24 protein-coding genes are annotated in these 22,741 nt (G+C 51.8%); 8 read left to right on the forward strand and 16 right to left on the reverse strand.

Annotation, left to right across the window (positions count from 1 at the left end; translation table 11 throughout):
* Position 1 precedes the first annotated feature (1 nt).
* Positions 2-598: a sigma-E factor negative regulatory protein gene (locus IE054_RS09855; RefSeq protein ID WP_189405949.1), complete on the reverse strand. Its 597-nt coding sequence runs from the start codon at positions 596-598 to the stop codon at positions 2-4.
* A gap of 74 nt (positions 599-672) precedes the next feature.
* Positions 673-1,251 (reverse strand): RNA polymerase sigma factor RpoE, encoded by a 579-nt coding sequence (gene rpoE / locus IE054_RS09860; protein WP_189405951.1) that lies wholly within the window; start codon positions 1,249-1,251, stop codon positions 673-675.
* 198 nt (positions 1,252-1,449) lie between these two features.
* On the opposite strand from rpoE, the gene nadB reads away from it, so the two are divergent.
* Complete coding sequence (gene nadB, locus IE054_RS09865) at positions 1,450-3,111, forward strand: L-aspartate oxidase (protein ID WP_189406345.1); 1,662 nt, start codon at positions 1,450-1,452, stop codon at positions 3,109-3,111.
* Positions 3,112-3,126: 15 nt separating this feature from the next.
* Here the strand turns inward: nadB and IE054_RS09870 are convergent, their stop codons facing one another.
* From IE054_RS09870 to IE054_RS09880, 3 genes are read right to left on the reverse strand one after another with little or no spacing between them, the layout of a single operon-like run.
* Positions 3,127-3,984 carry a MaoC/PaaZ C-terminal domain-containing protein gene (locus tag IE054_RS09870; RefSeq protein ID WP_189405953.1) on the reverse strand — a complete coding sequence of 286 codons (858 nt, stop codon included), beginning with the start codon at positions 3,982-3,984 and terminating at the stop codon, positions 3,127-3,129.
* A 21-nt stretch (positions 3,985-4,005) separates the two neighbouring features.
* Positions 4,006-4,446 (reverse strand): protein YgfX, encoded by a 441-nt coding sequence (locus tag IE054_RS09875; protein WP_189405955.1) that lies wholly within the window; start codon positions 4,444-4,446, stop codon positions 4,006-4,008.
* On the reverse strand, positions 4,433-4,684 hold the full coding sequence (locus IE054_RS09880) for an FAD assembly factor SdhE (RefSeq protein WP_189405957.1): 252 nt from the start codon (positions 4,682-4,684) through the stop codon (positions 4,433-4,435). The genes IE054_RS09875 and IE054_RS09880 overlap by 14 nt, the downstream gene beginning before the upstream one ends.
* A 171-nt stretch (positions 4,685-4,855) precedes the next feature.
* Between IE054_RS09880 and ygfZ the strand changes: the two genes are divergently transcribed.
* Entirely contained in the window at positions 4,856-5,863 is a 1,008-nt protein-coding gene (gene ygfZ, locus IE054_RS09885; protein WP_189405959.1) for a CAF17-like 4Fe-4S cluster assembly/insertion protein YgfZ, read from the forward strand.
* Between the two features lie 50 nt (positions 5,864-5,913).
* The gene (locus tag IE054_RS09890; protein ID WP_189405961.1) at positions 5,914-6,402 is read left to right on the forward strand and encodes an FKBP-type peptidyl-prolyl cis-trans isomerase; all 489 of its coding nucleotides are present in this window, start codon (positions 5,914-5,916) and stop codon (positions 6,400-6,402) included.
* Between the two features lie 54 nt (positions 6,403-6,456).
* On the opposite strand, the gene IE054_RS09895 is transcribed toward IE054_RS09890, so the two are convergent.
* Both IE054_RS09895 and nadE read right to left on the reverse strand, forming a co-directional pair.
* Complete coding sequence (locus IE054_RS09895) at positions 6,457-6,795, reverse strand: P-II family nitrogen regulator (RefSeq protein ID WP_189405963.1); 339 nt, start codon at positions 6,793-6,795, stop codon at positions 6,457-6,459.
* Positions 6,792-7,634, reverse strand: coding sequence for an NAD(+) synthase (nadE, locus tag IE054_RS09900; RefSeq protein WP_189405966.1), 843 nt, complete (start codon positions 7,632-7,634; stop codon positions 6,792-6,794). Before nadE ends, IE054_RS09895 begins: the two co-directional genes overlap by 4 nt.
* Before the next feature lie 203 nt (positions 7,635-7,837).
* On the opposite strand from nadE, the gene IE054_RS09905 reads away from it, so the two are divergent.
* The 5 genes from IE054_RS09905 to IE054_RS09925 all read left to right on the forward strand — a co-directional run bounded on the left by IE054_RS09905 (position 7,838) and on the right by IE054_RS09925 (position 11,034).
* Positions 7,838-8,386 carry a GspH/FimT family pseudopilin gene (locus tag IE054_RS09905; RefSeq protein WP_189405969.1) on the forward strand — a complete coding sequence of 183 codons (549 nt, stop codon included), beginning with the start codon at positions 7,838-7,840 and terminating at the stop codon, positions 8,384-8,386.
* A gap of 106 nt (positions 8,387-8,492) precedes the next feature.
* The gene (locus IE054_RS09910; protein ID WP_189405971.1) at positions 8,493-9,023 is read left to right on the forward strand and encodes a GspH/FimT family pseudopilin; all 531 of its coding nucleotides are present in this window, start codon (positions 8,493-8,495) and stop codon (positions 9,021-9,023) included.
* On the forward strand, positions 9,017-9,622 hold the full coding sequence (locus tag IE054_RS09915; protein WP_189405973.1) for a hypothetical protein: 606 nt from the start codon (positions 9,017-9,019) through the stop codon (positions 9,620-9,622). Before IE054_RS09910 ends, IE054_RS09915 begins: the two co-directional genes overlap by 7 nt.
* Positions 9,615-10,649: a hypothetical protein gene (locus tag IE054_RS09920; protein ID WP_189405975.1), complete on the forward strand. Its 1,035-nt coding sequence runs from the start codon at positions 9,615-9,617 to the stop codon at positions 10,647-10,649. The genes IE054_RS09915 and IE054_RS09920 overlap by 8 nt, the downstream gene beginning before the upstream one ends.
* A complete protein-coding gene (locus tag IE054_RS09925; RefSeq protein ID WP_189405977.1) occupies positions 10,639-11,034 on the forward strand; it encodes a hypothetical protein in 396 nt (131 codons plus the stop codon). Before IE054_RS09920 ends, IE054_RS09925 begins: the two co-directional genes overlap by 11 nt.
* Before the next feature lie 88 nt (positions 11,035-11,122).
* On the opposite strand, the gene IE054_RS09930 is transcribed toward IE054_RS09925, so the two are convergent.
* The 9 genes from IE054_RS09930 to ileS all read right to left on the reverse strand — a co-directional run bounded on the left by IE054_RS09930 (position 11,123) and on the right by ileS (position 22,734).
* Complete coding sequence (locus tag IE054_RS09930; RefSeq protein WP_308428279.1) at positions 11,123-11,575, reverse strand: type IV pilin protein; 453 nt, start codon at positions 11,573-11,575, stop codon at positions 11,123-11,125.
* A gap of 23 nt (positions 11,576-11,598) precedes the next feature.
* Complete coding sequence (locus IE054_RS09935) at positions 11,599-15,675, reverse strand: PilC/PilY family type IV pilus protein (RefSeq protein ID WP_189405980.1); 4,077 nt, start codon at positions 15,673-15,675, stop codon at positions 11,599-11,601.
* Between the two features lie 10 nt (positions 15,676-15,685).
* Entirely contained in the window at positions 15,686-16,249 is a 564-nt protein-coding gene (locus tag IE054_RS09940; protein ID WP_189405983.1) for a PilX N-terminal domain-containing pilus assembly protein, read from the reverse strand.
* The gene (locus tag IE054_RS09945) at positions 16,246-17,091 is read right to left on the reverse strand and encodes a PilW family protein (protein ID WP_189405985.1); all 846 of its coding nucleotides are present in this window, start codon (positions 17,089-17,091) and stop codon (positions 16,246-16,248) included. Before IE054_RS09945 ends, IE054_RS09940 begins: the two co-directional genes overlap by 4 nt.
* Complete coding sequence (gene pilV / locus IE054_RS09950; RefSeq protein ID WP_229805075.1) at positions 17,088-17,732, reverse strand: type IV pilus modification protein PilV; 645 nt, start codon at positions 17,730-17,732, stop codon at positions 17,088-17,090. Before pilV ends, IE054_RS09945 begins: the two co-directional genes overlap by 4 nt.
* Positions 17,733-17,982: 250 nt before the next feature.
* The gene (gene ispH, locus IE054_RS09955; protein WP_189405989.1) at positions 17,983-18,930 is read right to left on the reverse strand and encodes a 4-hydroxy-3-methylbut-2-enyl diphosphate reductase; all 948 of its coding nucleotides are present in this window, start codon (positions 18,928-18,930) and stop codon (positions 17,983-17,985) included.
* Between the two features lies 1 nt (position 18,931).
* Entirely contained in the window at positions 18,932-19,396 is a 465-nt protein-coding gene (fkpB, locus tag IE054_RS09960) for an FKBP-type peptidyl-prolyl cis-trans isomerase (RefSeq protein ID WP_189405991.1), read from the reverse strand.
* Between the two features lie 13 nt (positions 19,397-19,409).
* Positions 19,410-19,922 carry a signal peptidase II gene (gene lspA / locus IE054_RS09965; RefSeq protein ID WP_189405993.1) on the reverse strand — a complete coding sequence of 171 codons (513 nt, stop codon included), beginning with the start codon at positions 19,920-19,922 and terminating at the stop codon, positions 19,410-19,412.
* Positions 19,915-22,734, reverse strand: a complete 2,820-nt coding sequence (gene ileS / locus IE054_RS09970; RefSeq protein WP_189405995.1) for an isoleucine--tRNA ligase — start codon at positions 22,732-22,734, stop codon at positions 19,915-19,917. Before ileS ends, lspA begins: the two co-directional genes overlap by 8 nt.
* Positions 22,735-22,741: the final 7 nt, after the last annotated feature.

Raw genomic sequence — 22,741 nt, forward strand, 5'->3', positions numbered from 1 at the left:
CTCAACGATTAGGTTTGCTACCCACTGGTTCCTGCACGTCGCTGTCGTCGCCACGTACATTTTCCTGCTTGAGTTTTACCTGCTGTTCATGGTCGGCAATAATCGCGTTGATTTTACGCTTCTTCTCTAACGCCTGACTCATATCATTGCGGGGCAGCGTACGTGATTTTTCAAGGCTAACAGGCGCCAGACCACCTTGCGGACCAACAACGGCCGGTGCGGTTACAAATGGCTCGGTAGGAGCAGGCTGATTAAACTGCTGCACCCCAAGGATCACTGCCACTGCGACGGATGCTGCAACGGCAAACTGACCGGACTGCTTCGCAAACGGTACAACATTGCCAAGTACCGGAATTGACTTCCAGCGAGATTTCTTAGGCGCAACAATCGCGGGCTCATCCTCGAGTGCAGCCGCAACCTGCGCAGTGATATCAAGATGCGCACCTACTGACGCCTCTTTTCGCAGACCGCTTCGGATCACATGATAGCGCCGCCACTTGTTCTGCAATTCCTCATTCGCGGAAATGTCATCAACTATGCTGCCACCATCAATTTCACCATCCATGAAAGCGGATAACTTTTCTTGCTGTTGCGTCATATTCTTATTTCCTGATCATATTCGATCATTAACTACCCTAACACAGGTGTTAGTCAGCTTCATTCTCGGAAAGTTCAATTTTCTAACAATGGCTGAATAACTTTATCAATTGCTTCGCGGGCACGGAAGATTCGGGAGCGCACTGTCCCTACCGGACAGTCCATCACGCCTGCGATCTCCTCGTAGCTCAACCCTTCTATTTCACGCAGTGTAATTGCCATACGAAGATCATCGGGAAGCTTTTCCACCGCTTTAAACAGCATCTCTTCGATTTCATCAGAGAGCAGGCTTCGCTCCGGGGTTGACTGCTCTTTGAGGGCATCACTGCCTTCGTAGTAGTCAGCTTCCTGAGCATCAACATCGTTCGCCGGGGGTTTTCGCCCCTGCGCGACCAGATAATTCTTCGCACTGTTAACCGCAATACGGTACAGCCAGGTATAAAACGCACTGTCACCGCGAAAGTTCGGTAACGCCCGGTATGCTTTAATAAACGCATCCTGAGTCACATCTGCAACATCGCCGGTATTCTTGACATACCGGGAGACCAGATGCATGACCTTGTGCTGATACCGGGTAACTAACAAATTGAAGGCGTTCTTATCCCCTCTTTGTACCCGTTCGACCAGTTGCTGGTCGCTAATTTGCTCGCTCATTCGAGCCATTACTCCTTTACTGCCACTACCCAATAGCTCTAAACAAGCACTGGTGTAGACGGTGCTGATCCAGAAAAGTTCGGTCAGCGAAGATAAAAAATTAAAAAAAATGCCGGATTGAGACACCCATCATTGAGTTTTATGGCTTATCCATTAGACTTGCCGGACTCATGCGCATTATCCTACGTTAAAAAATACATGAAATCAGTGTCGTCTTCACTATCTTCAACCGCTAATGCTATCGAGCACCAGTGTGATGTTCTTATCATCGGCAGTGGTGCTGCCGGTCTCAGCCTGGCATTAAAGCTTGCCGAGCACTGTCAGGTTATGGTGCTAAGTAAGAGTGACCGCAATGAAGGCTCGACCCGCTATGCGCAGGGTGGCATCGCCGCCGTATTCGATGAGCAGGATTCCGTAGAGGCACACGTCAGGGATACGCTGAAAGCCGGTGCTGGTCTTTGCGATGAGGCGGCAGTCCGGTTTACTGCCGAGCGCGCCAAAGAGGCGTTAAGCTGGCTCATCGGTTCAGGCGTTCCCTTCGATACAGAAACCAATGATAAAGGCGAGCAGCGCTTTCACCTGACCCGCGAAGGCGGGCACAGTCACCGCCGCATTTTGCATGCCGCTGACGCCACTGGTGAAGCGTTGCAAACAACGCTTAATGATGCGGTAACGGCTCATAGTAATATCAGGGTTATGGAACGCTATAACGCTATCGACTTAATTCCCTCGAAAGCCCATAAAGGCTATTGTAGCGGCGCGTATGTATGGAACCGACAGCGCGAGCACGTTGAAGTAATCCGCAGCCAGTTTGTTGCACTTGCTACTGGCGGCGGCAGTAAGGTATATCAATATACGTCCAACCCCGATGTCTCAAGTGGCGATGGCATTGCGATGGCCTGGCGCGCAGGCTGCCGTGTTGCCAACATGGAATTTAATCAGTTTCATCCAACCTGCCTGTTTCACCCACAGGCGGGCAACTTTCTGATCAGTGAAGCGCTGCGCGGCGAAGGCGCCAGGCTTTGTCATGCTGATGGTACAGCATTCATGCATAAGTTTGATGAACGCGGCGATCTGGCACCGCGGGATGTGGTTGCGCGGGCCATCGACTTTGAGATGAAGCGCCTTGGCGCAGACTGTATGTATCTGAATATCAGTCACAAACCGGCAGACTTTATCAACAAGCATTTCCCGAATATTTACCGAAAGTGCCGCTCACTGGGAATTGATATTACCCGCGAGCCAATCCCGGTTGTGCCTGCCGCGCATTATAGCTGTGGCGGCGTCATTACTGATTTTAATGCGAAAACAGACCTGGAAAATGTATATGCGATTGGCGAGGTTGCCTACACTGGCCTGCATGGTGCCAACCGCATGGCCTCGAATTCGTTGCTTGAATGTGTTGTTTTTGCCGCAGCGGCCGCCAGCGACATTATTCGCCGGTTACCGGTAGTGAAACTGGATGAAGCAATTCTGCCGTGGGATGAGAGTCAGGTCAGTAATTCTGACGAAGAGGTTATAATTCAGCATAACTGGCATGAACTGCGGCTGTTTATGTGGGACTACGTCGGTATTGTCCGCACGGATAAACGACTTGAGCGGGCACTACGGCGCATTAACCTGCTGGAGCAGGAAATTCAGGAATACTACGCACACTTTCGGGTCAGCAATAACCTGTTAGAGCTGCGCAACTTAGTCACCGTGGCCGAGCTTATTGTGCGCTGCGCCATGGACAGAAAAGAAAGTCGCGGCCTGCACTACAATATTGATCATCCACAGCAGGACGCCAATCCGGCCCCCACCATTCTGACGCCGGCTAAATCCAGACCACAGCCCGAACCCGGCACGCTGACCACATAGAATATGCGAATAAGCCTAGTCAGTCAGGCCGATTTTTCCTGAAATAAACAAGGTGTCGTCACGGGCAACCGTAAACCCATATGGGGTGGTTGCCTTGTCCATGCGCACCTCAGCGCTGCCGGGCAAAAGCAGTGGTTTATGGAAACTGCAGGATAGTGCCTCAATGACCCCTTTCGCACTGTGGTTATGCTGTTCATCGACAATATTTGAAGCCGCAGCGGCCAGCGACCACATGCCATGGGCCAGCGCCGACTTGAAACCGAACAGTCTGGCACTGACAGCGCTTAGATGGATTGGGTTGATATCACCCGCGACGCGCGCGTAGCGCCTGCCTATCCCCGCGTCGGCGTCCAGCTCTCCTGCCACATCCCCGGCGGGCAACGGGTGCTGCCCCCCGTTCTCAGGTTGTCGCAGACCTACATGAGCTGCGTGTACTCTGGCCAGATAGCCGCTGGTCGCTTCATGAATACATTTTTCATCCTGAAAAGCCTGCACCTCAAGGGTTAGCAACCAGCCGTGGCGGTGTTGTTTCACCGATTTAAAACGCACCCGTAAATCAATCGGCTGCGCCAGATCAGGCGTACGGTGAACTTCAATCGCATTCTCGATGTGGATCAGCCCCATAGCCGCAAACGGGCTTTTTTTGTCCAGCAGACATTTAAGCTGTAACCGCAACGCCAGGACCTGCAGGTAGCAGGGGTGCACCTGATCGCTGTCGTGCCAGCCCACGACATCACAATAGCGCCGGTAGTGCTCTTGCCTGGGCGCTACAGACTGACTATAGATCCGCTGAGGCAAAGAGGGAGGCCTGAACTGTGTAAGGGCGGGAAGATTAGCGCGCTTAAACAGCGCCTGACTATAAAGTGACAACATAGACAAGTTCCTTTTCAGGCGTCAATACTTTGCATTACTGCGATTGAGTACGCGGCACAAGCGCCGGTAGTTTTGCTCACTGACTTCCCCTTTTAACAACCAGCGACGATGTGCAGGTTTCGCATGCTGGTGGAGTACCAGATACAGACCCCACCAGGTAACACGTGAGTCTTCTGAGACACGCCAGACTGGGGGCGGTTGTTCATGCCGTGGCGAGAGTTGAAATTCGCCGTCTTCCGAAACATGCCAGTGACCAGGTGTGGTGTTTATGCCCTGACGCAACAGATATAACGCCAGGCCTGTTGCAACGCCTACCCACACTGCCAGCAAACTATACTCAGGCAGATAGCTGGTTGCTGCTTCAGGCATACAGGCGAAGCTCAGTCCCAGTGCGGCAAGGGGAATGACTGGCTGAAAGTGTCGCCAATGCGATGGTGTAATGACAACGCTATACTTTGACACGATTAACGATATGACTCACCATCGCAGCCAGCTGTGGATCCTCACACTTCTGATGCCCCATAAACCAGGCATACAAATCAGGATCGTCGCAGGTCAGCAACCGCTCAAAGGTTTCTTTTTGCTGTTCATCCAGGTTATTGAATGCCTCTTCAACAAAAGGCAACAGCAACACATCCAGCTCCAGCATGCCACGGCGGCACGCCCATTTTAGTCGTGCGTAACGTTTTTCTGAAAACATAAGTACTTCTGTAACATGATAATGCGCTTATCATAGCATGCACAATTACGAGTGATCACTGCCCTTTTTGGCAGATTCAGCGCATTTGCACAACGATAATCAGGAGCCGTATGGTTGTATTCAGTGTTTTTCCCCCCATGTTGAAACCGTAGCTTTGTAACAGGAGAATCCATGACGTCTCTCACATCATTATCGGCACTGCCAGACGACTTTGTTATGCAGCCAGACAACATCGGCTGTATTAAGGTAACCGGTGAAGACCGGGACAGTTATCTGCATGGTCAGCTTACTGTCAATATCAACGCCCTGACGAGCGACCAGGCGCGGTTTGCCGCCCATTGCGATAACAAGGGTAAGGTCTGGGCGGTACTGGAAGTGGTCCGCCATGAGGATGGTGTGTTGTTGTATGGTAACAGGGACGCTGTCGATGCCAGTTTTGCTCAGCTACAGAAGTATGGCGTGTTCTCGAAAGTAGAAATGACCGAGCAACATACCGCTTACAGACATATCGTGATAAGCCAGAATGTAGGTCGGGCCGCAGCCAAAACACTATTCTCTGATGTCCCTGACGCGAGCATGGCGGCACTTAGCAATGACTATGGCGTAGTCATCCAAACCCGTCTTGAAGGTTCGCCGCTACACTTTATTGTTACCGCAGAAGGCGAAGCTCAGCTCAATAAGTATTTATCCGAAAACCACGATGATATTGCGTCTTTCGGGGCGCCTGAATATGAGGCGCTGTGTGTAGTTTCTGGTATTCCTGCTGTGTCTGGCGACATGATTGGTCAGTATATTCCGCAAATGCTGAATGTGCAGGCCATTGATGGCATTGATTTCGATAAAGGCTGTTATATGGGTCAGGAAGTGGTCGCCAGAACCCGCTTTTTAGGACGCAACAAGCGTGCAGCCTTCAGTTTTTCTCTCCCCGTACCAACGTCAATGAACGCAGGTGATACGGTGGAGAAGCAATTAGGGGAGAACTGGCGCCGTGGCGGTAACGTCGTCCGGTATGCTACCCTAGCGGACGAGTCGTATTTCATGGCCGTACTGGCTAATGACACTGGCTCGGACGATGCACACCGCCTCGCTGAATTACCGGCGCATGAGGTTACGCCTCTTGCATTGCCGTACAGCATCGCACAGGAAAATCGCGATAAGCCCGGAAGGACCGGCGCATAAGTGGTGTTACATTCACTGCGGCATCAGGCCGCCAAACCATAGGATTTATTATGACAATTACCGCCGACAGTGTCGTCACGCTTCACTATAAAGTGAGTGCCGAAGACGGAACACAACTCGATTCATCTGAAGGCAAGGATCCGTTGACAGTGATGCACGGACGTCGCTTTCTGATCGAGGGACTTGAAGAGGCGTTGGAAGGCCGTGATACAGGCGACTCGTTCTCTGTGACTGTCGAACCTGAGAAAGCCTATGGACACCGTGCAGACGCCCTGGTTCAGACCGTACCTAAAACCATGTTTGAAGGCATGGACGTAGAGGTTGGCATGTCGTTCAGAGCAACGACACCACAGGGCGAGCAGTCTGTTATTGTCGTTGAAACGTCTGAAGAAGAAGTGGTGGTTGACGGCAATCACCCGCTTGCAGGTGTACCACTTACGTTTGAGGTAGACGTTGTCAATGTACGGGAAGCCACAGCCGAAGAGTTAGAGCATGGTCATGCTCACGGTGCGGACGGCAAAACGCCCGATCACGACTAACCATTATGGTCAGGGTAAAAAGCGGAGGCCTCGCCTCCGCTTTTTTTTGCCCGATTAAATTGCCTCGTCGTCCTGCTCGCCGGTACGGATCCGAATTGCCCGTTCGACCGGGTAAACAAAGATCTTTCCATCACCAATTTTGCCGGTTTTCGCCGATGACTCAATCGCCTCAACAGCCTGTTCAGCCCGTTCATCGTCAAGTACCAGCTCAAGCTTTATTTTAGGCAGGAAGTCCACCTGATATTCAGCCCCCCGATATAGCTCGGTATGGCCTTTCTGCCGACCAAAGCCCTTTACTTCGGTAACTGTCATGCCTGCTACCCCTACTTCAGCCAGGGCTTCTCTGACATCATCCATTTTAAAGGGTTTTACAATCGCTTCTATTTTTTTCATGCATCGTTCTCGTCATAGATGGTCGGAATAGGCACCCGTTTATGCTGAGTGCGGCTATAAATGTACATTAACTTTTCTTCGACTTCAGCGGATACCGTCTTGCCCTCGAGAAAGTCATCGATGTTGTCGTAACTTAAACCCAGCGCCTGCTCGTCGGCTTTCTGCGGCGTTAACGACTCCAGATCTGCCGTCGGTGGTTTGGTGATAATGTGCTTCGGCGCACCAAGGTGTTCAGCCAGTTTACGTACCTGGCGTTTATTTAGCCCGAACAGCGGGGCTAAATCGCAGGCACCATCACCGTACTTGGTATAAAAACCTGTAATATTTTCCGCCGAATGGTCAGTCCCCAGCACCAGACCATCTACCATACCGGCAATTTCATACTGAATGACCATGCGGGTACGGGCCTTTACATTACCTTTAACAAAATCCTGTTTACCGGCATCAAGGGGAAGTAAGCCTTCCTTGCTCAGCGCTTCACTGGTCTGCTGATCGATGGCATCTGCGCCGGGTTTTACATTCACCGTAACTGACTTATCTGGCTGAATAAAATTCACAGACTGCTGAGCATCCTCTTCGTCAGCCTGGGTGTCATACGGCAACCGCACAGCAATAAACTGGTAGCGCTCGTGATGTTCATCATTAAGTTCGTCAACCGCAAGCTGAGCAAGACGGCCCAGCGTACAGGAGTCAATCCCGCCGCTGATCCCCAGCACCAGTGCATTCAGTCCGGACTGTTTCAACTGCTTTTTTATAAAGGCGACGCGGCGAGCCACTTCAAAGTCCACGTCAATCTCAGGCAGCACCTTCATTTCGTCTATAACTGCTTGTTTATGCATCACTTAATCCACTTTCTTTAAATGGGGTGTCCTGAATAGTGAGTTTACGCTAATCTCATCACAGATGTCATTATTGCCTCAACACAGATCGCTTTTATCTTTTTGATGCCTGTGTATCTTACTTTATGCGTACTACCTGATTCATATACCCATCTGTGACAATTTTAGTTTATCCTGAAGAGTGTGTAATTGGGAGCGGAAACATGATTCATCACACGCGCGGACTAACCTTGCTGGAGATGCTTATCACCCTGGCAATCAGCGCTATTTTACTGACCGTAGTGGCGCCTAATGTCCAGTCGATCCTGGCCGCCAATCGTGTTACCTCCGACATCAATAACATTAGCGCGCTAACGCAACAGGCCAGGTTCAGTGCCATTAATGAACAACAGACAATTCTTCTTTGCCCGACTACGAATTACAGTAATTGCACGTCGAGCTGGGCGAATGCCAAAATGATTTTTGCCGACAGTAATGGCAATGGGTCCCGTGACAACAGCGAGCCTCTTATTGCGACCACCGATCCACTCAGTAAAACCAACCGTCTGAGCGGCATTTCCGGTTCATTGACGTTTGAAGAGAATGGCGGGATCAGCCGTGCCGCAACCATCACAATTTGTCCGAGTGGTGGTGAAGCAAAAGATGCCTCTGCCCTGTTGCTGTCATTGTATGGCCGGGTTGTAGTGGCCAATGACAGTAACAATGACGGTATAAAAGAAGACAGTGACGGTGACGACCTGAGTTGCAGTTAACAGGGAGCGCCCCGCTCCCCTAATGTAAACCCGGCTTGTGTACAGCTGTTTTTTTACAATTTGGCCACTACCCTATCACTAACATCTCAGGGATAGGAGAAAGGTTGTGATATGTGTCAGGACCCGTCATCAGGCTGGAGTGAGCCTGCCAGAAACGCTTATGGCTGTGGCACTTATTGTACTGCTGGGCAGCCAGGCCGCGCCGGCGTTTCACCATTATCTTGAGCGACTGACCATCACTGCGACCACCAAGAAAGTTGTGGCGCTGCTGCGTCACGCCCAGCAACTTGCCGCCGTACATCAGGTGCCTGTTAGTATCAATATCGTACCCGGCGACAACTGGTGTCTGGCCCTTTCTGACCAGGCTGTGTGTGACTGCGCATCAGAAGGTGACTGCACGGTCGCAGGTGGCAGCTATGTCCTGTCCCCCCCTTCGCTGCCTCTGGTTTTCTCGTCTAACCGATTTAGTGCGTCGCGACCTGCCGTGTTTGATAATCTTTCGGGGAGCGCCTTTAATTCAGCTGGCAGCTTTTATTTTGCAGGCTCATCGGCGACCGCCAGCGTTATTGTGAGTCCGCTTGGACGTATTCGGGCCTGCGCCCGATATGGTGCGCTCACCGGTTTACCAGCATGTTAGCGCGCGGTTACTCGCTCACTGAATTGCTCATTGCGCTGGGCGCTGGCGCAATGCTCATCAGTGCCTGCGCAACAGTGGGTGGCCGGTTTATCGGAAAAAACGTAGCGCTGGATCAAAAGCTTATTGTAGCCGAAGAAAGCCAGCTGTTGCGCCGTCATATCCAGCAACAGTTGCGCCGGGCAGGATACCAGCATGTTCCCGTCGCTGACCGTCTGACACACAGCAACCAGTCGTTTCAGGCAGCCTGGGCAATTGGCCAGCATGCTGACGAAACAAGCAACAGCTGTGTGTTGTTTGCGTATGATTTAAACAAAAATGGCATCCTGGACGAGCAGACGCCCAACGAACGGTTCGGTTTTCGCTGGCATGACCATGCACTTGAAGCACGTATCGACGGTCGCGGCTGCAATGAAAATGGCTGGCAGGATTTGACATCACCGGACATCAGGGTCAGCCTTTTTCAGCTCAGTTATGATCCCCTAACGCCTGCTATTATTGATGTCACGCTCGCCCTGCAATACCACCAGCAGGCAGACAGTATAAAAGTAAGTCGCTTTTCAGTGGCATTACCCAATTACCTGGGGCTGTGGCATGAATAGCTGTACCACTCAACGCGGCATGGTGATCCTGCTGCCTATCATACTTTTGCTTACTGCTGGTGCTATATTCAGCCACGCCAATGCGGAGCGCTTTATTCGCTTGTCACAGCATCATATGGCACTGCGTGCTGGCAGCCTGACGCATACCCGGGCGCTGGGTACCTTACAGTCAGTGCTGGCTGTTATACGAACCGCCTCTGCAGCGACGGCACTGACACAATTTTCAAATCAGTCACTACAGGTCGTGACGCATCCCGGCACAAACTCCCAGGATACGGCTTATGAACTCTACAGCATTCAATTTGAGGAGCCTGTACTGACAGGAGCCCGGCCTTTGCGCATCGCTTTTCAGGCGGCCCGCTACTCTGCTCTAGCTCAGCTGCCAGCGACGGCGTTTTGGTCGGTCGCTCCGTTACCTGCCGGAGTAAGCCTGTCTGTATGGCAGGACAGTGACGAGCAATTAATACAGGCAACCTTGTCTCAGCCTTCATCCTCGACCCGCATTTATCATTGTCAGGACACACATCAGTCACCTTGTGTACCGGTATTGTCCGATGCGTTGATGGTACCCGCACCGCACCCCATGCAAATATTATTTAACCGGCGTCAGCTCAAAATGAGTGATACGCCATTTGTTGACCCACTGGTAGCCGGACAGTGCGATACGCTCGAGCCTGAGCAAAGTCGGGTTATCTGGCGGCGCGGCGACTGTGTAATGCGCGTCGGTCAGCAACTCGGCAGTGCAGAGCATCCGGTACTGCTTATCATTGAGAACGGGGATCTTCGCATGGCGCAGGATGCCTATGTTACCGGTCTGGTTATTTTGCTGCGCGAGGACTCTGCCCTGAGTTCGGATATCGACATGGCAGGCGGTGCCCGGGTCACCGGCGCGCTGGTCGCTGACGCCCCCCTCGGTGGCAATAGTATTATTCAGCTACATTCACATTATCAGGTACTAAGAACGTTACAGCGCAGTCCGGCGCTGGCAAAAATCACACTAATCCCGGGGAGCTGGCATGACTTTTAAGCGGCAAGGCGGCTATGCATTTACTGAGCTTCTTATCGCCAGCGCACTTTTTTGCGCCGGACTACTCACTCAGGTAACGCTGAACCGTGCATCTGTGCGAAGCCTGTCTGATCTCACAGTAGCAGACCAGCGTGACAATCATATGCAATCGGTGATGCGGTTCGCAGCAATAGCACCGACGACACCACAGCAGGTACGCGACAACGCGCGAGCGTTGCAAGGCGTCAGCGTTACGGTTCGTTCAAGTAGCCTGCCCGCGCCGCTTACTCAGGCGGAGATTACGGCAGGCAGTGCCTCCGCTCAGGCGGGCGTATCTTATCCGATGGTAATGACCGGCCAGCATGCCGGACACTGGCAAGATGTCACCGCCCTGGTGAGTCTTTAAAACAGAACACCGTGTACGGCCATTGATCATGTTCACAACTGCGCACTTCTGAACTCGCTGCGTAGCGATTGGTGTTCTCGCAAATTTGTTAGCAGGTCCAGCAGTATTCACCTGAACTCAGGCTGCCGTCATCATTGCTGTCCCAGGCTTTTCGCCCGTCGCTGAAATAGTAAAGGGCACCGGTCCCTGCTTGTCCGGTGCCGGTCACAGGTGTCGCCTTAAGCTCATAGGCGGTCGCATTGGCCGATTCAATCGTTAAATCATAGCGCTTATTGCCCGCTGGCTCTGCCGAGGGTGAATAGGCGGCAAATACCGCTGGCGTCCCTGTGTCAGCTCCACTTTCAGCCGCACCTTCGTAGGTAAAGGAGCCACTGTGGTGGCGTTCCATGGCGGACGCCAGTGCCAGCAGGTCAGCCTGACCGTTGCCCCGGTAGCCATCGGCAATCACATTCTGGTACGACGGATATGCAATCGCAGAAATAATCCCGATGATCGCGACCACGATCATCAGTTCAATCAGTGAAAAACCCGTGTGTTTCATAGGGGTCCGCATTGTTTATTCTCCTACTGTCCTTCGCGCTCAGTTTCCGTTTCCCAGCTACCGCGCTGGACCCGTTCGAACTTACCATAAATATCTTCGGCAAGGCAGGCAAAGTCAGAGCCACAGTCCTCTTCATTGCCATCCTCATCAGTTTTGATGACAGCAGACACACACTCTGTTCCCAGACAGACCACCGGTGACACAATTTCCTCGATCAGGATTTTAGTTTCGGGAGCAATACCGGTCTGTTTAAGTTCAGCGTATCTGTCCTCACTGTCCAGTCTGTCATTATTGTTGTTGTCATCCACGCTGTTGCCATTGAACATATTGACTAAATAGGCACGGCTGTTGCCGGTTGGTGGTGCGCAGGCACTGGTACTGCTGGATGCCGGTATATAACTGGTAAAGAATATTTTGTAATCGATGATGAGCGGTGACGACAGGATCTTTTCGCCATCGGTCTCCATTTTCACAAGCCAGCCCTCTTTATTGGCCAGTGCGGCAGCCTCGACACCCCGCTCGGTTTCTGTGCCCTGCGTTAGCAGATGATTAGTAGCATCATACATGTCGCTTTCTGTAGTGCCCGTATTAAACGTGTAGTGGCCATTTTCATCTATGTTAAACACGCCTTTGTCTTTGAGCATGTAAAAGCGGTCATCCACCACAGTATCAAGCGGCGAAGCTCGCCAGCCACTACCAATAGCCACGCCGTAAAATACCTGATCTCCCAGCGCGACCTCAGTCACGTCCGCACCATAAAAGAAGCGGCGGTTTGATTCAGGTGTATCACCGCCAAAATCAGCCAGCCGCGCACCTTTAACAAAATCATCGCCTGACTCACCGTTGTAGATATCAAGACGGAACAACTGGCCACCCATATCCGCCACATACATGTGATCGGCGAAGCCATCATTGTTGCGATCTATAACTGAAATACGACCTGGGATACTGTACTGCATCTGGCTAAGGTTAAGATCCGCATCAGCATTACTGGCTTTCCACAGCAGCTCGCCGTTGTCAGCATCAAACATAAACACCGCATTGCCGACACTGTCCGGACTACGCTCAGTCTTAGTGTCCTGGTCGTCATCGTAGCCACCGCCAACAATCATGACATTTTTCACCGTGCCACCAATGCGCACTTTAGTCAGCGTTGGCCGCGACCAGGTCTGCCCCATTTCTTCCAGCCCGGTAGTTCCGCCATCGATGGTATACACCAGCTTTGGCGATGTCTTAGCGGTTACATCAAAAACGTAGTAGTTGTCACCCCCACGGCGCATTCCCAGATACAGGTAGATCTTGCCGTCAAACTGACGCAGCACCATGTCGCCATCCAGACCATAAATATGGTCAAAGCTGGAAATATCCTGATAAAAGTCGTGCAGGTTGCCCAACAGCGAGCGAGGCATTACTGCAAAGTTCTCTTCTCCGGTTTCGGCATCAAACGAATGCAACATGCCATGATTCGTAGCGACGAAAATTGCAGAGTCAGTATTGCTGTAGTTAACAATGACAGGCTGAGAATGGATTGGATCGCCCATCTGATAACGCACATCGTCAATATTGCCATCGCCATCCGCATCTTTGATGTCTACGCCCCGGGTCCACTTCAGCACGGCATCGCGGATCGCATCCGCATCCGGGTTTCCTTCCAGACCAAGATCGCCTGTGGTAATGGATGAATTACTCTCATGTAACTGATTCGAACTGGACGCAATGGTGCCGGGTGAGTCAAACACATAAAGGTTTCGGTTGGCATCCAGCTGACTTGCGGCGCCACCGTCACGAACCTGATTTCCGTCCGCAAGGACCGACCAGTAGCTGTGCGCGCCTTCGGCAAAGAAGCCGGTAATGTTATCCACTGCATCCAGGCCGTTCTGATCGCGCACCACATCACCATCAAGTTTGTACTTCTTGAGGTTTCCTGGCCAGATAGCGCCCTCAGCAGGCTTGAATAACGCAAAGTAAAGATCATCTTTATGCGTCAGCCGGTTAAGCTGGTTAACCGCAACCCCCGGTGATACAAACGTGGCATTGATATCCTTTACAGAGCGTAAAATAGTCTGGAAGGCTTCCAGCAGGTCGGTGCTGTTATCGGCCTGATAAAAACCACCTCCGCTTTGCACTGCCAGCTGATTAAGGAAATTATTAGCTGTGCTGTTGGCTGCAAACCCAATGGTATGGGTAATGAGCCGGCGATCGATCACGGACGTTTCTTTTTTACTCAGGTTTTTCACCAAATCCAGGCCACATTTTTCACCACCATTGCCCGTGCACTGTTTAGACAGCATACTTTCAATCTCATCGACACTGTGATTGTTGTTGGCCTCTCCATCAGACAGCAACACGATATGGTTATTGGTCTGACACTGCAGATCCGTAATCGGCGAAATATACCTTGCCCCTTCCGGAATATATTCATCGGTACAGTCACGGCTGGACAGATTATCTTCGGTACAGCCATAGGGGCGTACCGCATCGCTACCCGTATACGACGCGCGATGACTCACCCGCGTATTCCGTCTGACAGTATCAGATACATAGTAGTTACCCCGGGTCAGCCCGTAGTCCACCTCCAGTCCACCATAGTAATTCGTTGCCTCATACAGGGTATCAACAATCGGTGTGAGACCACTGGCATTAAGTTCATCGACTTTACTGATCAGGTGTTCGCGCACGGTCGCGGAGACGCCGGGCGTGGCATTACCCTGGAATTTTACCACCAGACGTGGCGCGCTTGACGGACGCCCGTTGTAGGAGTATGCGCCGCGCACACCGTCAAAATCACTGAGCACAAACGCCAGTGAATTGCCAGGCGACCAGCCCGGACGGTTAATGATCTGGCTGAGAATACTCGTCACATCCGGCGACTGGACATCATAATTGCGGTAAAACGCCGGCATGTTCCAGGTAAACCCGGACGTTTTGGGTAAGTTTCTGACGTCATAACGTCGGTGTGGATGGAAATCATCGGCATCATCGGTGGCCACGCCACGTATACGCATCGATGCGCTCCGCCAGCGATCGGTATCATAGGCTGTAAATTCCAGATAAGCCTCACTGATCACGGCGCCCTGCGGGATATTCACGTCATTAAAACGAAAGCCAATATAATCGTTGTAGTCGTCATTCAACGTTAGCTCAGAGCCGGTTGAATCATAGCCATTACCGCGCTCTTCTACGTTATCTTTGCTCGAGCCCACCTGATACACGGCTTCACCACTGATACAGCCGGTAGCGGTGGTCTCATCGTAGGTTACCACCAGTTGCGGCGAGCCACTGCGTCCGCGGTCATAACTTCTTGCCTCGCGGCCACTGGCACTGTCGCTGCTGTTCCCTTCCATCAGGATATTCAGATCCTGACCACCGCACCAGCCATCCTGATCAACCAGTTCCTGAACCACCGCGGAGATATCAGGCGTGGTCACCACCTCATCGGTACCAGGGAAACTGTTGTCACTGTCCCAGCGGACTTCATTCACGGTTGTATCACGCGACGACAAATCATTGCTGCCAGAAGAAAATGCTGAGGCGTCAGGGGTTAGTTCTCCTTTAATCGTGAGTTCAGTATTGGCAATGTTATAACGGCTTGCCGTTAACCGAATATACGCACTGGTGATGGTTGCGCCCTGAGGAATATTCATCTCGGTGAAGCGCATCCCGGATACCACCGTGCTGGTACCGCTACTTAATACCAGGTTATCAGAGCTGGTATTTACACTGCCATTAATCTCATAGGCATCGTCATCGCCGTCGGATGTCGAGGTAATTAACTCTGGGCTGATGGACTCATCAATCCCCCGCACCGGAAACAGCACAGGCCCGCCGTAATCAGAGAAGCGCATTAAGCCGGCATTGATATTGGTCGCAGAGCCTAATGCTTCTTTTAGGGCATTTTTTACCCGTAGCATCCGTGATTCGTCGGTACCGTCAGTACTGCCCATACTGCCGGATGTATCCATAATGAATAACACGTTGGGGTTATAGGTAACGGCCTGTGACGAGGTCCCCAGATAGATATCCAGATCATCACCAAAAGCGGACCAGCCAATACAGGAAAACAGCATAGTTGAAAAGAACCAGGCGGTGAGACGTTTCATTACTTCCCCCTTACTGCGATGCGGGTGCAAGCACGGCAGCCGAGAGTGTGTTTGCGACGACTGTTGGACTACTTTCGACACTGCCACACCCTCGAATAATAAATACATGGCAGTTTACGTTACTGCCGCCAATCACATTGCTTGAACCCCGACAGGCCTGCTCCCGGACAAATGCGGTCCGTGACCAGCTGTTTGTCGCGGGCTCACTTTGGTATTGCCCTGTACTGACGTGCCGGCTACCGGTTTCCAAAACATCACTGGTCATCTGACGATTGGTCCAGTTGGCATCTTCAAAACAACTCAGGGTGTCCGCTGCAGGATCGAACACGTTACCCTGCCTGGCTTCTGACAGCGGATCGGTTAACGTATCATCGGCCAGCAAGACTTCATCTTCAGACTCGAAAAACACCCCCGCTATTGCTGATTCAGCGGCGTCAAATGCCATGCCTGACTGCTGCATCGACACGGCCATTTTTGACTGTGACAAACTACTTGAAACCGCACTCACGCCTAAGATTGTGAGTGACAGTAAAATCAGTAGTGCCAGTACCATGACCAGACCTTGTTGTTTCATCGTGAACTCCTGACAAAATTCTTCATATTGCGAAGCGCCAGTGTTTTGGTAAACACCTGGTAGTAGTGGCGGTTATCCATAGTAACGGCGTCTTCATTAAGCACCGCAAAGCGCGGGGTGGCCGTTTGTACAACCTGGTTTTCATAGCTTCGTAACAAAAGCCCCCAGCGCAACGCAACGACCTGCTGATTATTCGCCCTGAGTCCCTCCAGATCGTTCGCCGTAACATAACTGATCGCCTGCCCGGTTGAATTCTCTGCTTCATCACTTATTCCATACTGCACCTGGAAACTGACCACATTATCCAGCAACGTTACCGTCTTCGCCGATACCGCGGAGGCTTTCAGGCCGCGCAACACGCGCCCGTCATATCCGGTGCATTTGAGTTTGCTGTCACTGACAAAATAGTGATTAACCACATGAAACTCTTCATCGTCCACATAGCCATGGTTGCTGCCGGTACAATCCTGAGAGTCCAGCATGCTTACTACCAGTGTGTCATGGCCGGTGCTGCCTTCCTGCGTACTGCCAAGGGTCGTGTCATTGGCCATGTCACCAATCAGGACTATGGGGTGGTTTTCAACATATGCCGCTTCAGAGACCACATCGACGCTGTTATCTATGGTGGCAGAAACCGTGTCATAGCGGCCTACCTCTACCAGTTCCCGGCTTAGACGGGTCATTATAAACCGGCCAGACTCCTGCACCTGCGCCACCGCCTGATTCAGAGAGTTGGTCACACGGCTGCTTACCAGCACCTGAATCACGGCGCCAGTGATAATGGTGCCGAGTAACAGCGATATCATCAGCTCAACTAACGAGAAACCCTGCTGCCTGCTCATAAAGTGATGTCCTTATACACACAGGCGAGAGGCTCATCACTGTCTTCATTGCAGCGTTCATTTAATGTGTACTTCTGATTCCCACTGGAATTGATTGGCCAGGTCAGCTTAATACTCAGCCTGGAACCTGCACTGCAGGTATCGGCATCACCGCCGATGGCATCAGTACAACCCACCGACAAGCGGGTATTGGGATTGGTTTGCACAGCAGAACAGGACAGCGCCCAGCCATCGTAGGCAGCGATTTGCGCTTCTGTACATTCACTGCCTTCACAGTTCGGTATGTCCGCCGGGCGACTTAAACAGTAACACTGATACGCGGTACCACCGCCAGTACAGCTCAGGTCCTCAAAATTGTAATTATCAGCTGTAAAATAACGGTTATTTGCGACCATGCCATCGCCGACCACAGGGGGGCGCGCTGCAGTGCGCAACCGCTCAGCCACCTGTGCAGCAACCAGTTCTGCCTGAGTACGGTTTATCGCATCTTTATTGGCAAAGGATCCCGTAAACTGCAGCGCAGCAACACCCAGTAAGCCGATCGACAGAATAAACAGGGTAACCAGGATTTCTATAAGGCCTACCCCTGCCTGTCGTCTCAGCGACACTGGATAGCTGATTGTGCGCGTTTGTGACACCACGTCTGACCGCCCTTTACGTATCATCCGACATATTTATCGGAGCGATTGAAAGTTATCTTAACTACTATAGTAAGCGAAAACTCTCTTGTTCAACGTATCCGTAGTGATTAAAACGTATGATTCGTTCATGAAATGGGTGTCGCTTATACGTGTGGGAGTAACGCATAAGCAACATTAAAGGAGGGGAGTTGTTTACGGAGCCTGACGTTTCATCCCGGACGACATCGTTCCGTAATGACGAATTTCAGCGTTACCGGGCAACCGTGGCGATGCGCAGCTCTTTTGGCACGGCAAACTCAATGTTTTCTTCCCGGCCTGGTCGCTCACTGGCTTTCACTGCGCCCCACTCAAGCAGCTTGTCGACCACCCCCTGTACGAGGATCTCAGGTGCCGATGCGCCTGCTGTTACACCAACATGTTCAGCATTATCAAACCACTGGCGCTGTATACAGTTTGCATCAGCGATCAAATACGCTTTGGCGCCAACTTTTTCAGCCAGCTCACGCAACCGATTGGAATTTGAACTGTTCTGAGCCCCTACCACCAACAGGACGTCGCAGTCCTCTGACAGCGCTCGCACGGCATCCTGACGATTTTGCGTGGCATAACAGATATCATCCTTGCGAGGTCCCTGGATCGCTGGAAAGCGCGCCCGCAGGGCATCAATGACCCCTGCCGTATCATCAACAGACAGGGTTGTCTGGCTGCAGTAATAGAGTTGTTCGGGGTTCTTCACCTCAAGTGTGTCGACATCATTTTCGGACTCCACCAGGTAAATGCCACCTTGCGGATTACTGTACTGGCCCATGGTACCTTCAACTTCGGGGTGACCGGCATGCCCAATCAAAATACACTCTGTGCCCATCTTACTGGCCCGGGTCACTTCCATATGAACTTTAGTAACCAGCGGGCAGGTTGCATCAAATACCTTCAGTCCTCGGGACTGTGCTTCTCGTCTGACAGCCTGAGAAACACCGTGAGCTGAAAATATAACAATGCTGTCATCCGGTACTTCATGCAGTTCATCCACAAACAGCGCGCCACGCTCTTTAAGTCCTTCAACCACAAAACGGTTGTGCACAACTTCGTGGCGCACATAAATAGGGGGATCGAACATCTCCAGAGCACGCTCGACGATAGTGATTGCGCGATCGACGCCCGCACAAAACCCGCGTGGATTCGCCAGATGAATTTGCATATTAGCCCCCTTGCTGTGTTTTGGCTGGCAGAACGTTGATAATTTCAACATCAAATATCACGGTTTGGCCAGCCAGCGGATGATTAAAATCCACTGTCACGGAGTCACCCGCGACGCTCCGTATAATGCCCGGAACCTCACTGCCATCCGGCTGAGAAAAGGCCAGGATCATGCCCTCTTCAATACTCAGTTCGCTGCTAAAGCGGCTGCGATCCATATAATGCACGTTATTCGGATCAGGACGTCCGAAAGCTTCTTCTGCTGCCAGCGTAAACGCCTTTTTGTCCCCTTTGGCAAGGCCCAGTAAACAGGCTTCAAAGTTTGGCGTAAGACTGCCGTCACCAATGACCAGTTTAGCCGGCCGGTTGTTGACCCGCGTACTGTCAGCCGCGGAGCCGTCCTCAAGTTTCAGATCAAAGTGCAGAATCACTTCGCAGTTTTCACCAATTTCGCGGCGTTCGGTCATACTACTGCCTCGTTTATTTATCTGGTTTTGATGCTTTAGCATCTTCTTCTGGCCTGACTATCATATCAATAATCAATAACGCGGCGCCGATGAAAATTGCACAGTCGGCGATATTGAATGCCGGCCAGTGCCACTGTCCAATATAAAAATCCAAAAAATCGATAACATAACCGTGCACTAACCGGTCATAGACATTACCGATTGCGCCGCCGAGAATACACGAAAACGCGACAGGCAATCTTACCTGATGCCGGGGCGTTTGCCTGAGCCACCACAGGATCATCACGCTCACCACCAGCGCGATGACGGTAAAGAACCAGCGCTGCCAGCCGCCTGCGCCATGCAAAAAGCTAAATGCAGCACCGTAGTTATGCACATAGGTCAGATTAAACGACGGCAGGACCTGGACCGACTGATACAAATCCATCGCGGCCACAACGGCATGCTTGCTCCACTGATCCAGTATGATAATGACCAGGCTAATCCATAAAAAACGAAGCCCGGTACGTTTCAGGATATCAGGCATAGTGGCGTGTTTCCCCATCACCCGCGACGTTAGTCACGCAGCGGCTGCACAGTTCAGGATGATGCTCATCGCTGCCCACATCTTCCCGATGGTGCCAGCAGCGCACGCACTTGGTACCCTTACTTTTATTAACAATGACAGACAATCCATCAAGGGCCGTGGATTTGGCGTCTGCCGGCGCATCTTCAGCTTTGCACAAGGTCACGCCCGATGTAATCAGTACAAACCGCAGTTCGTCTTCTAATTGTGCAAGGGTGTTATAAAGTGCATCAGAGGCATACAGCGTGATGTTGGCCTCCAGTGAACCCCCAAGCTTTCCATCCTTCCGGCTTTGTTCCATGGCCTGATTGACCGTATCTTTCACAGCCAGTACCTGATGCCAGAAGTCGTCACCAAAGGTGTTATCGTCAGTAAAGCCATCAAAGCCGGTATACCAGGCTTCGGTAAAGACAAATGCACTGCGCTTGCCTGGCAATGCCTCCCAGATTTCCTGCGCCGTAAAGCTGGTAATCGGCGCCATCCAGCGCACCAGCGCCTCAACAATATGGTAAAGCGCGGTCTGGCAGGAGCGTCGCGCAACACTGTCGGCTTTGGCGGTATACTGACGATCTTTAATGACGTCGAGGTAAAACGCGCCCAGCTCTATTGAGCAAAAGTGCATCAGCTTCTGGCTAACGACCAGTAAATCGTATTGCTCATAAGCTTCAACCAGCTCTTTTTGTAACGCTCTGGCGCGACCAACGATCCAGCGATCCAGCGCCACCATATCCTGCTCAGGCACGGCATCATCCAGCGTGAAGCCATTCAGATTAGCCAGCAGGAAGCGAGACGTATTGCGTAAGCGGCGATACGCATCGGCTGCGCGCTTAAGAATTTCATCCGACACCGCAATTTCACCGCGATAGTCTGTTGACGCTACCCACAGTCGCAGAATATCGGCGCCTAGCTTGTTGGTAACCTCCTGAGGAGCTACCACATTGCCCAGCGACTTGGACATTTTCTTGCCGTGCGCATCCACCGTAAAGCCGTGAGTGAGCACCTGTTTATAGGGTGCATGCCCATGCATGGCTGTCGATGTCATCAGTGACGACATAAACCAGCCACGGTGCTGATCCGAGCCTTCAAGGTATAAGTCTGCCGACGACGGAATATCATCACGACGGTCGACCACAAAATAGTGTGTCACGCCAGAGTCAAACCAGACATCCAGCGTATCCGTTACCTTGTCGTAATCCCCGGCGTTATCGCCCAGTAACTCGCTGTCATCAAGGTCCCACCAGGCCTGAATCCCTGATTGTTCAACGCAGGCTGCGACCTTCTCAATCAGTGCCGGCGTATCCGGATGCAGATCACCGGTCTGTTTGTGTACGTACAGCGGGATAGGCACACCCCAGGTTCGCTGCCGGGAAATACACCAGTCCGGACGTCCTTCGACCATTTTTTCAATGCGGTTTTCACCCCATTCCGGGATCCATTCGGTTTGCTTAATTTGTTCAAGCGACGCCTTGCGCAGTCCTTTGTTATCCATGCTGATAAACCACTGCGGCGTAGCGCGGAAGATGATTGGCGTTTTATGCCGCCAGCAATGCGGGTAGCTGTGCTCATACTTCACATTCAGCAGCAGGTTCCCCTTCTCTTTCACGGTCTCAACAATGGCGTCATTGGCTTTAAAGACAAACTGGCCGCCAAACAGCGGTACGTCATCCAGATAAACCCCGTTGTTGCCGACCGGATTGTACACCTCGATGCCATATTGTTTACCGATGTTAAAGTCATCCACACCATGTGCCGGCGCGGTATGCACACAGCCAGTACCAGAATCCACGGTGACATGATCGCCCATGATCAGCGGAACCTGAAGCTCCAGAAACGGATGATGAACTTTCAGGTTATCCAGCGATTCACCAACACAGGTCGCGACCTCACGGAAAGAGGTAACGCCGTAGCGCTCGATACAGCTTTCTACCAGGTCCTGTGCCATCACAATCCACTGCTTGTCTTCTCCCAGTTCAACCAGGGCATAGGTCAGTTCCGGGTGCAGGCTGATAGCCCGGTTCGCGGGCAGGGTCCAGGGGGTGGTTGTCCAGATTGCGACCCCGGCTTGATGATCACGTAATTGCTCTTCACTCACGCCAAATGCTGCAGCAATTGCCGCACTGTCGGCAACCGGAAACTTCACATCAATGGCAGGCGAGACTTTGTCTTTATATTCAACTTCGGCCTCTGCCAGGGCTGAGCCACAGTCGGTGCACCAGTGCACGGGCTTAAAGCCTTTTTCCAGATGGCCGGACTCGACGATTTTACCCAGCGCACGAATGATGTTTGCTTCGCTGTCAAAATCCATGGTTTTGTAGGGCTTGTCCCATTCGCCGAAGATGCCAAGACGCTTGAAATCATTCATCTGACCGTCGATTTGCTTTTGTGCATAATCGCGGCAGCGCTGACGGAACTCAGCCGCAGTAACCTTCTTACCGGGTTTCCCGACTTTTTTCTCCACCATCAGTTCAATCGGCAAACCATGACAGTCCCACCCCGGCACATAGGGGGCATCATAATCCGACAGGGTTTTAGACTTCACGATAATGTCTTTCAGAATTTTATTTACCGCGTGACCAATATGAATGTCCCCGTTCGCATAAGGAGGGCCATCGTGCAACACAAAAGGCGTTTTACCCGCTTTGGCCTCACGGATCTGACGGTACAAATCCTTTTCCTGCCAGGCCTTAAGCATCTGTGGCTCTCGCTTTGCCAGATTGCCTCGCATTGGAAAATCGGTTTCAGGGAGGTTCAGTGTTGCTTTGTAATCACTCATAAATCTT

Origin of the sequence: Alteromonas halophila (assembly GCF_014651815.1) — a bacterium.
Classification (GTDB): Bacteria; Pseudomonadota; Gammaproteobacteria; order Enterobacterales; family Alteromonadaceae; genus Alteromonas; species Alteromonas halophila.

Bases quoted from the DNA above. Each gene is read 5' to 3' on its own strand.
- IE054_RS09855 (WP_189405949.1), bottom strand. From the start codon at position 598: ATGACGCAACAGCAAGAAAAGTTATCCGCTTTCATGGATGGTGAAATT.
- rpoE (WP_189405951.1), bottom strand. From the start codon at position 1,251: ATGAGCGAGCAAATTAGCGACCAGCAACTGGTCGAACGGGTACAAAGA.
- nadB (WP_189406345.1), top strand. From the start codon at position 1,450: ATGAAATCAGTGTCGTCTTCACTATCTTCAACCGCTAATGCTATCGAG.
- IE054_RS09870 (WP_189405953.1), bottom strand. From the start codon at position 3,984: ATGTTGTCACTTTATAGTCAGGCGCTGTTTAAGCGCGCTAATCTTCCC.
- IE054_RS09880 (WP_189405957.1), bottom strand. From the start codon at position 4,684: ATGTTTTCAGAAAAACGTTACGCACGACTAAAATGGGCGTGCCGCCGT.
- ygfZ (WP_189405959.1), top strand. From the start codon at position 4,856: ATGACGTCTCTCACATCATTATCGGCACTGCCAGACGACTTTGTTATG.
- IE054_RS09890 (WP_189405961.1), top strand. From the start codon at position 5,914: ATGACAATTACCGCCGACAGTGTCGTCACGCTTCACTATAAAGTGAGT.
- IE054_RS09895 (WP_189405963.1), bottom strand. From the start codon at position 6,795: ATGAAAAAAATAGAAGCGATTGTAAAACCCTTTAAAATGGATGATGTC.
- nadE (WP_189405966.1), bottom strand. From the start codon at position 7,634: ATGCATAAACAAGCAGTTATAGACGAAATGAAGGTGCTGCCTGAGATT.
- IE054_RS09905 (WP_189405969.1), top strand. From the start codon at position 7,838: ATGATTCATCACACGCGCGGACTAACCTTGCTGGAGATGCTTATCACC.
- IE054_RS09915 (WP_189405973.1), top strand. From the start codon at position 9,017: ATGTTAGCGCGCGGTTACTCGCTCACTGAATTGCTCATTGCGCTGGGC.
- IE054_RS09920 (WP_189405975.1), top strand. From the start codon at position 9,615: ATGAATAGCTGTACCACTCAACGCGGCATGGTGATCCTGCTGCCTATC.
- IE054_RS09925 (WP_189405977.1), top strand. From the start codon at position 10,639: ATGACTTTTAAGCGGCAAGGCGGCTATGCATTTACTGAGCTTCTTATC.
- IE054_RS09930 (WP_308428279.1), bottom strand. From the start codon at position 11,575: ATGAAACACACGGGTTTTTCACTGATTGAACTGATGATCGTGGTCGCG.
- IE054_RS09935 (WP_189405980.1), bottom strand. From the start codon at position 15,675: ATGAAACGTCTCACCGCCTGGTTCTTTTCAACTATGCTGTTTTCCTGT.
- IE054_RS09940 (WP_189405983.1), bottom strand. From the start codon at position 16,249: ATGAAACAACAAGGTCTGGTCATGGTACTGGCACTACTGATTTTACTG.
- IE054_RS09945 (WP_189405985.1), bottom strand. From the start codon at position 17,091: ATGAGCAGGCAGCAGGGTTTCTCGTTAGTTGAGCTGATGATATCGCTG.
- ispH (WP_189405989.1), bottom strand. From the start codon at position 18,930: ATGCAAATTCATCTGGCGAATCCACGCGGGTTTTGTGCGGGCGTCGAT.
- fkpB (WP_189405991.1), bottom strand. From the start codon at position 19,396: ATGACCGAACGCCGCGAAATTGGTGAAAACTGCGAAGTGATTCTGCAC.
- lspA (WP_189405993.1), bottom strand. From the start codon at position 19,922: ATGCCTGATATCCTGAAACGTACCGGGCTTCGTTTTTTATGGATTAGC.
- ileS (WP_189405995.1), bottom strand. From the start codon at position 22,734: ATGAGTGATTACAAAGCAACACTGAACCTCCCTGAAACCGATTTTCCA.